At 45.1% G+C, this 6,283-nt stretch carries 13 protein-coding genes; all 13 read left to right on the top strand.

The features are described 5' to 3' along the window. The first annotated feature begins 473 nt into the window (after nucleotides 1-473). The 13 genes from rpsJ to rplX all read left to right on the top strand — a co-directional run bounded on the left by rpsJ (nucleotide 474) and on the right by rplX (nucleotide 6,274). Nucleotides 474-785 (top strand): 30S ribosomal protein S10, encoded by a 312-nt coding sequence (rpsJ, locus tag AB4249_RS03675; protein ID WP_004736761.1) that lies wholly within the window; start codon nucleotides 474-476, stop codon nucleotides 783-785. A 14-nt stretch (nucleotides 786-799) separates the two neighbouring features. Further along, nucleotides 800-1,429, top strand: coding sequence for a 50S ribosomal protein L3 (gene rplC, locus AB4249_RS03670; RefSeq protein WP_004736763.1), 630 nt, complete (start codon nucleotides 800-802; stop codon nucleotides 1,427-1,429). Nucleotides 1,430-1,445: 16 nt separating this feature from the next. Continuing rightward, nucleotides 1,446-2,048: a 50S ribosomal protein L4 gene (gene rplD, locus AB4249_RS03665; RefSeq protein WP_004738803.1), complete on the top strand. Its 603-nt coding sequence runs from the start codon at nucleotides 1,446-1,448 to the stop codon at nucleotides 2,046-2,048. Then, on the top strand, nucleotides 2,045-2,347 hold the full coding sequence (gene rplW / locus AB4249_RS03660; protein WP_004736765.1) for a 50S ribosomal protein L23: 303 nt from the start codon (nucleotides 2,045-2,047) through the stop codon (nucleotides 2,345-2,347). The genes rplD and rplW overlap by 4 nt, the downstream gene beginning before the upstream one ends. A gap of 14 nt (nucleotides 2,348-2,361) precedes the next feature. After that, nucleotides 2,362-3,186: a 50S ribosomal protein L2 gene (gene rplB, locus AB4249_RS03655; RefSeq protein ID WP_010435149.1), complete on the top strand. Its 825-nt coding sequence runs from the start codon at nucleotides 2,362-2,364 to the stop codon at nucleotides 3,184-3,186. Nucleotides 3,187-3,205: 19 nt separating this feature from the next. Further along, the gene (gene rpsS / locus AB4249_RS03650; protein WP_004736729.1) at nucleotides 3,206-3,484 is read left to right on the top strand and encodes a 30S ribosomal protein S19; all 279 of its coding nucleotides are present in this window, start codon (nucleotides 3,206-3,208) and stop codon (nucleotides 3,482-3,484) included. Nucleotides 3,485-3,494: 10 nt separating this feature from the next. Continuing rightward, the gene (gene rplV / locus AB4249_RS03645; protein ID WP_004736732.1) at nucleotides 3,495-3,827 is read left to right on the top strand and encodes a 50S ribosomal protein L22; all 333 of its coding nucleotides are present in this window, start codon (nucleotides 3,495-3,497) and stop codon (nucleotides 3,825-3,827) included. Between the two features lie 18 nt (nucleotides 3,828-3,845). Further along, the gene (gene rpsC / locus AB4249_RS03640) at nucleotides 3,846-4,544 is read left to right on the top strand and encodes a 30S ribosomal protein S3 (RefSeq protein ID WP_004736734.1); all 699 of its coding nucleotides are present in this window, start codon (nucleotides 3,846-3,848) and stop codon (nucleotides 4,542-4,544) included. A gap of 11 nt (nucleotides 4,545-4,555) precedes the next feature. Continuing rightward, nucleotides 4,556-4,966: a 50S ribosomal protein L16 gene (gene rplP, locus AB4249_RS03635; protein ID WP_004736736.1), complete on the top strand. Its 411-nt coding sequence runs from the start codon at nucleotides 4,556-4,558 to the stop codon at nucleotides 4,964-4,966. After that, nucleotides 4,966-5,157, top strand: a complete 192-nt coding sequence (gene rpmC, locus AB4249_RS03630; protein ID WP_004736737.1) for a 50S ribosomal protein L29 — start codon at nucleotides 4,966-4,968, stop codon at nucleotides 5,155-5,157. The genes rplP and rpmC overlap by 1 nt, the downstream gene beginning before the upstream one ends. After that, entirely contained in the window at nucleotides 5,157-5,411 is a 255-nt protein-coding gene (gene rpsQ, locus AB4249_RS03625) for a 30S ribosomal protein S17 (RefSeq protein ID WP_004736739.1), read from the top strand. Before rpmC ends, rpsQ begins: the two co-directional genes overlap by 1 nt. A 162-nt stretch (nucleotides 5,412-5,573) precedes the next feature. Further along, nucleotides 5,574-5,945, top strand: coding sequence for a 50S ribosomal protein L14 (gene rplN / locus AB4249_RS03620; RefSeq protein ID WP_004736740.1), 372 nt, complete (start codon nucleotides 5,574-5,576; stop codon nucleotides 5,943-5,945). Nucleotides 5,946-5,956: 11 nt separating this feature from the next. Then, nucleotides 5,957-6,274 (top strand): 50S ribosomal protein L24, encoded by a 318-nt coding sequence (rplX, locus tag AB4249_RS03615; RefSeq protein WP_004738792.1) that lies wholly within the window; start codon nucleotides 5,957-5,959, stop codon nucleotides 6,272-6,274. Nucleotides 6,275-6,283: the final 9 nt, after the last annotated feature.

Here is a 6,283-nt window from a genome sequence, read left to right as displayed (position 1 = left end):
GGTGTTGTAGCTAAAATCTTCGCTTAATAGCATTTAGATTTTTGCACTCTCTTCATTAGAAGAGCACGCATCTGAAAAGGGGAGCTTCGGCTTCCCTTTTGTTTTCTCAAAAGAAATATTACCTTCCATCTATCTTCTTCCCTCTCGATACAAAACCAACTTCCAATAAATTGCGATTATTTTTCCAACACTACTTGCATACTAAAGTGTGATCTGTATAATGCATCGCACTGGCTAACGCTGGTTGTGAACCAATGAGCACTGAGGAGTAGGTCTTACCTAGTAATGTATACTCAGCTTATGTTCGCGGTTAATAAAAATAGTAAACTTCTTGTTTACTTCAAAAGTTAACTGACAATGCGTCCTAATTTTGGGTGCTACGGTTTCACATAAATCAATCGGCATTCTCTCGTTTTATCGGGTTTGAGTGGCGATATTGTTTGTGTAATTTTTAATAATTGGAGCTCTGTCTCATGCAGAACCAACGTATTCGTATCCGCCTTAAAGCGTTTGATTACAAGCTAATCGATGCTTCAACTGCGGAAATCGTTGAAACAGCAAAACGTACTGGCGCACAGGTTCGTGGTCCTATTCCACTTCCTACTCGTAAAGAGCGTTTCACTGTTCTTACCTCTCCACACGTCAACAAAGATGCACGTGATCAGTACGAAATCCGTACTCACAAGCGTTTGATCGACATCGTTGAGCCAACAGATAAAACTGTTGATGCTCTAATGCGTCTTGATCTTGCAGCTGGCGTTGATGTTCAAATCAGCCTAGGTTAAGGGAGATAAGAATAATGATTGGTCTAGTCGGACGTAAAGTGGGTATGACCCGCGTATTTACTGAAGAAGGCGTTTCTATCCCAGTAACTGTTGTTGAGGTTGAAGCGAACCGTATTTCTCAAGTTAAAACTCTTGAGACAGACGGCTACGCAGCAATCCAAGTAACTACTGGTGCTAAGAAAGCTAACCGTGTAACTAAACCTGAAGCTGGTCACTTCGCGAAAGCGGGTGTAGAAGCAGGTCGCGGTCTTTGGGAATTCCGTTTAGAAAACGGCGAAGAGTTTGAAGTTGGCGCTGAGCTAAACGTAGAACTTTTCAACGAAATTAAAAAAGTAGACGTTACTGGTACATCTAAAGGTAAAGGCTTCCAAGGCGCTATCAAGCGTTGGAACTTCTCTACTCAAGATATGACTCACGGTAACTCTTTGTCTCACCGCGCACCGGGTTCAATTGGCCAATGTCAAACTCCAGGCCGCGTGTTTAAAGGCAAGAAAATGGCAGGTCACATGGGTGCTGAGCGTGTAACGACTCAAAACCTAGAGATCGTACGTGTTGACGCTGAGCGCAATCTACTCCTTATTAAAGGTGCAGTACCGGGCTCAACAGGCGGAAACGTGATCGTAAAACCTGCTGTTAAAGCATAACGTCTAGGAGTAAGTAATGGAATTGATGGTTAAAGGTGCTGATGCACTAACTGTTTCCGAGACTACTTTCGGACGTGACTTCAACGAAGCTCTTGTACACCAAGTAGTTGTTGCATATGCAGCAGGTGCTCGTCAAGGTACTCGTGCTCAAAAGACTCGTTCTGAAGTATCTGGCGGTGGCGCTAAGCCATGGCGTCAAAAAGGTACTGGCCGCGCACGTGCTGGTACAATTCGTAGCCCAATCTGGCGTACAGGTGGTGTTACTTTTGCTGCGAAACCACAAGATCACAGCCAAAAAGTAAACAAAAAAATGTACCGCGGTGCTATGAAGAGCATTCTTTCTGAGCTAGTTCGTCAAGAGCGTTTAATCGTTGTTGATAACTTCTCTGTAGAAGCACCAAAAACAAAAGAACTTGTAGCTAAGCTTAAAGAGCTTGAGCTAAGCGACGTTCTGATTGTGACTGGCGAAGTAGATGAAAATCTATTCTTAGCTGCTCGTAACCTATACAAAGTAGATGCACGTGATGTTGCTGGTGTTGATCCAGTATCACTAATCGCTTTCGACAAGGTTCTAATGACTGCTGACGCAGTTAAGCAAGTTGAGGAGATGCTAGCATGATCACTGAAGAGCGTATCTTAAAAGTTCTACGTGCTCCGCACATCTCTGAAAAAGCAACTATGGCAGCTGAGAAAGCGAACACTATCGTTTTCAAAGTAGCTAAAGATGCAACTAAGAAAGAGATCAAAGCAGCTGTAGAAAAGCTATTTGAAGTTGAAGTTAAGTCTGTAAATACTCTTGTATTAAAGGGTAAGACCAAACGTCAAGGTATGCGTGAAGGCCGTCGTTCAGACGTTAAGAAAGCCTACGTTACTTTGAAAGAAGGTCAAGATCTTGACTTCGTTGGCGGCGCGGAATAACAGGAGTAGTAAAAATGGCTATTGTTAAATGTAAGCCGACTTCCCCTGGTCGTCGTCACGTCGTTAAAGTTGTTAACGCTGACCTACACAAGGGTAAGCCATACGCACCACTTCTAGAGAAAAACTCTAAGAACGGTGGTCGTAACAACAACGGTCGTATTACAGTACGTCACATCGGTGGTGGTCATAAGCACCATTACCGTGTAATTGACTTCAAACGTACTAAAGATGGCATCCCAGCGAAAGTTGAGCGTCTAGAATACGATCCAAACCGTAGTGCTAACATCGCTCTAGTTCTGTACGCAGACGGTGAGCGTCGTTACATCATTGCACCTAAAGGTGTTAACGCAGGCGACCAGATTCAATCTGGCGTAGATGCTGCAATCAAAGCAGGTAACACTCTGCCGATGCGCAACATCCCAGTAGGTTCTACTGTACACTGTGTTGAACTTAAGCCTGGTAAAGGTGCTCAACTAGCTCGTTCGGCTGGTGCTTATGCTCAAATCATCGCTCGCGATGGTGCATACGTAACTATCCGTCTACGTTCTGGTGAGATGCGCAAAGTTCTTTCTGAAGGTCGTGCAACGATCGGTGAAGTTGGTAACTCTGAGCATATGCTACGTGAACTTGGTAAAGCTGGTGCTTCACGCTGGCGCGGCGTACGTCCAACCGTACGTGGTGTAGTAATGAACCCGGTGGATCACCCACATGGTGGTGGTGAAGGCCGCACATCTGGTGGTCGTCACCCAGTTTCTCCTTGGGGCGTTCCTACTAAGGGCTTCAAGACTCGTAAGAACAAGCGCACTGACAAGTACATCGTACGTCGTCGCACTAAATAATTTATAAAGAGGAATCGCCATGCCACGTTCTCTCAAGAAAGGTCCTTTTATTGACCTACACTTGCTGAAGAAGGTAGAGAAAGCGGTGGAAAGCGGAGACAAAAAGCCTATTAAGACTTGGTCCCGTCGCTCAATGATCATCCCAACAATGATTGGTTTGACCATCGCTGTCCATAATGGTCGTCAGCACGTTCCAGTTTTCGTTACCGAAGAAATGATCGGTCACAAACTGGGCGAATTTGCACCAACTCGTACTTATCGCGGTCATGCTGCAGATAAGAAAGCTAAGAAGAAATAAGGAGTAGATGATGGAAGCTTTAGCTAAACATAACTTTGCTCGTATTTCTCCACAGAAAGCTCGCTTAGTTGCAGACCAAATTCGCGGTAAGTCGGTAGACCAAGCTCTAGAAATTCTAACTTTCAGCAACAAAAAAGCTGCTGTATTAGTTAAGAAGGTTCTTGAGTCAGCTATCGCTAACGCGGAACATAACGAAGGTGCAGATATCGACGATCTAAATGTCGCTAAAATCTTCGTAGATGAGGGCCCTATCATGAAGCGTATTATGCCTCGTGCTAAAGGTCGTGCGGATCGTATCTTGAAGCGTTCAAGCCACATCACTATTGTTGTAGCAGATCGCTAAAGACTAGGAGAGTAAGCAATGGGTCAGAAAGTACATCCTAATGGTATTCGTCTTGGCATCGTTAAGCCTTGGAATGCTACATGGTTTGCTAATACCAACGAATTCGCTGACAACCTAGACGGCGACTTCAAGGTACGTCAGTTCCTTACAAAGGAACTACAAAAAGCATCATTATCTCGTATCGTTATCGAGCGTCCAGCTAAGAGCATCCGTGTGACTATTCACACTGCTCGTCCTGGCGTTGTTATCGGTAAGAAAGGTGAAGACGTAGAGAAGCTACGCGCAGCTGTAGCTAAAATCGCAGGTGTACCAGCGCAAATTAACATCGCTGAAGTACGTAAGCCTGAGCTAGATGGTCAGCTTGTAGCTGATAGCATCGCGTCTCAACTAGAGCGTCGTGTTATGTTCCGTCGTGCAATGAAGCGTGCGGTACAAAATGCTATGCGTCTAGGCGCTAAAGGCATCAAAGTACAAGTAGGCGGCCGTCTTGGCGGTGCTGAAATCGCACGTTCTGAGTGGTACCGTGAAGGCCGTGTGCCTCTACACACTCTACGTGCAGACATTGATTACGCAACTTCTTCGGCTCACACTCAATACGGTGTGATCGGCATTAAAGTTTGGATCTTCAAAGGTGAGATTCTAGGCGGTATGCCAGCTGCTAACGCAGTAGAGCCAAAAGGCGATAAGCCTAAGAAGCAGCGTAAAGGCCGTAAGTAAGGAGTCGAACGATGCTACAACCAAAACGTACTAAGTTCCGCAAGGTTATGACTGGTCGTAACCGTGGTCTAGCTAAAGGTACTGAAGTAAGCTTCGGCGAATTCGGTCTTAAAGCTGTTGGCCGTGGTCGTCTGACTGCACGTCAAATCGAAGCGGCACGTCGTGCTATGACACGTCACATTAAGCGTCAAGGTCAAATCTGGATCCGTGTATTCCCAGACAAGCCGATTACTGAAAAGCCTCTTGAAGTTCGTCAAGGTAAAGGTAAAGGTTCAGTTGCGTACTGGGTTGCTCAAATCCAACCAGGCAAAGTTATGTACGAGATGAATGGCGTACCTGAAGAGTTGGCACGTGAAGCGTTCCGCCTAGCGGCACGTAAACTGCCTGTTAAAACTACTTTTGTAACTAAGCAGGTGATGTGATGAAAGCACAAGATCTACGCGAAAAGAACGTTGAAGAGCTTAACGCTGAGCTATTGAATTTGCTACGTGAACAGTTCAACTTGCGCATGCAAGCTGCAACTGGTCAACTACAGCAAACTCATACTCTAAAAGCTGTACGCCGTGACATCGCACGTGTGAAAACTGTTTTGACTGAAAAGGCAGGCGCATAATGAGCGAAACTAACCGCATCCAGCAAGGCCGTGTAGTAAGTGACAAGATGGACAAGTCTATCGTTGTTGCTATTGAGCGCACTGTAAAACACCCAATTTACGGTAAGTTCATCAAACGCACGACTAAAGTACACGCACACGACGAAGACAACACTTGTGGCCTAGGCGACAAAGTTGAAATCGCTGAGTGTCGTCCTCTGTCTAAGACTAAGTCTTGGACATTGGTTAAAGTTCTAGAAAAAGCGAAGATTTAATCTTTGTAATTCTATAACTTATAAGCGGCTCCAAATAATTTTTTGGAGCCGCTTGTTTTTTGTCTACCCAATTTAAAAAAAGGGTGGTACAATTCGCGTCCCTTTTAAAGAGGCAGCCCGACCCGAGAGGGTCTAGTTTTAATATTTAGCGGAGCACTAACAATGATCCAGATGCAAAGTACACTTGACGCAGCAGATAACTCTGGCGCGCGCAAGGTAATGTGTATTAAGGTTCTGGGTGGCTCTCACCGCCGTTATGCACATATCGGTGACGTCATCAAGGTTACAGTGAAGGAAGCGATTCCTCGCGGTAAAGTAAAGAAAGGTGATGTTCTGAAGGCGGTAGTAGTGCGCACCCGTAAAGGCGTTCGTCGCCCAGACGGTTCTGTCATTCGCTTCGACAGTAATGCTTGTGTATTGTTAAATGACACTACTGAGCAACCAGTCGGCACACGTATCTTTGGTCCTGTGACTCGTGAACTTCGTAACGCGAAATTCATGAAGATTGTATCACTAGCACCTGAAGTTCTGTAAGGAGCGGCAATATGGCAGCTAAAATCCGTCGTAATGACGAAGTAATCATTCTTGCTGGTAAAGATAAAGGCAAGAAAGGTAAAGTAACTAAGGTTCTGACAACTGGTAAAGTTATCGTTGAAGGCATCAACCTTGTTAAGAAACACCAAAAGCCGGTTCCGGCTCTAGGTCAACAAGGTGGCATCGTTGAACAAGAAGCAGCTATTGATGCTTCTAACGTTGCTGTTTTTAACGCGGCTACTGGTAAAGCAGACCGTATCGGTTTCCGTATCGAAGATGGCAAGAAAGTTCGTTTCTTCAAATCTAACGGCGAAACTGTTTCTAACTAATTAGAAGTA

The sequence above is a fragment of the Vibrio sp. 10N.261.55.F4 genome, assembly GCF_041470465.1.
Classification (GTDB): domain Bacteria; phylum Pseudomonadota; class Gammaproteobacteria; order Enterobacterales; family Vibrionaceae; genus Vibrio; species Vibrio crassostreae_C.
Note: the sequence above shows the minus strand (reverse complement) of the source record. Positions and strands in the feature narration are given on the sequence as shown.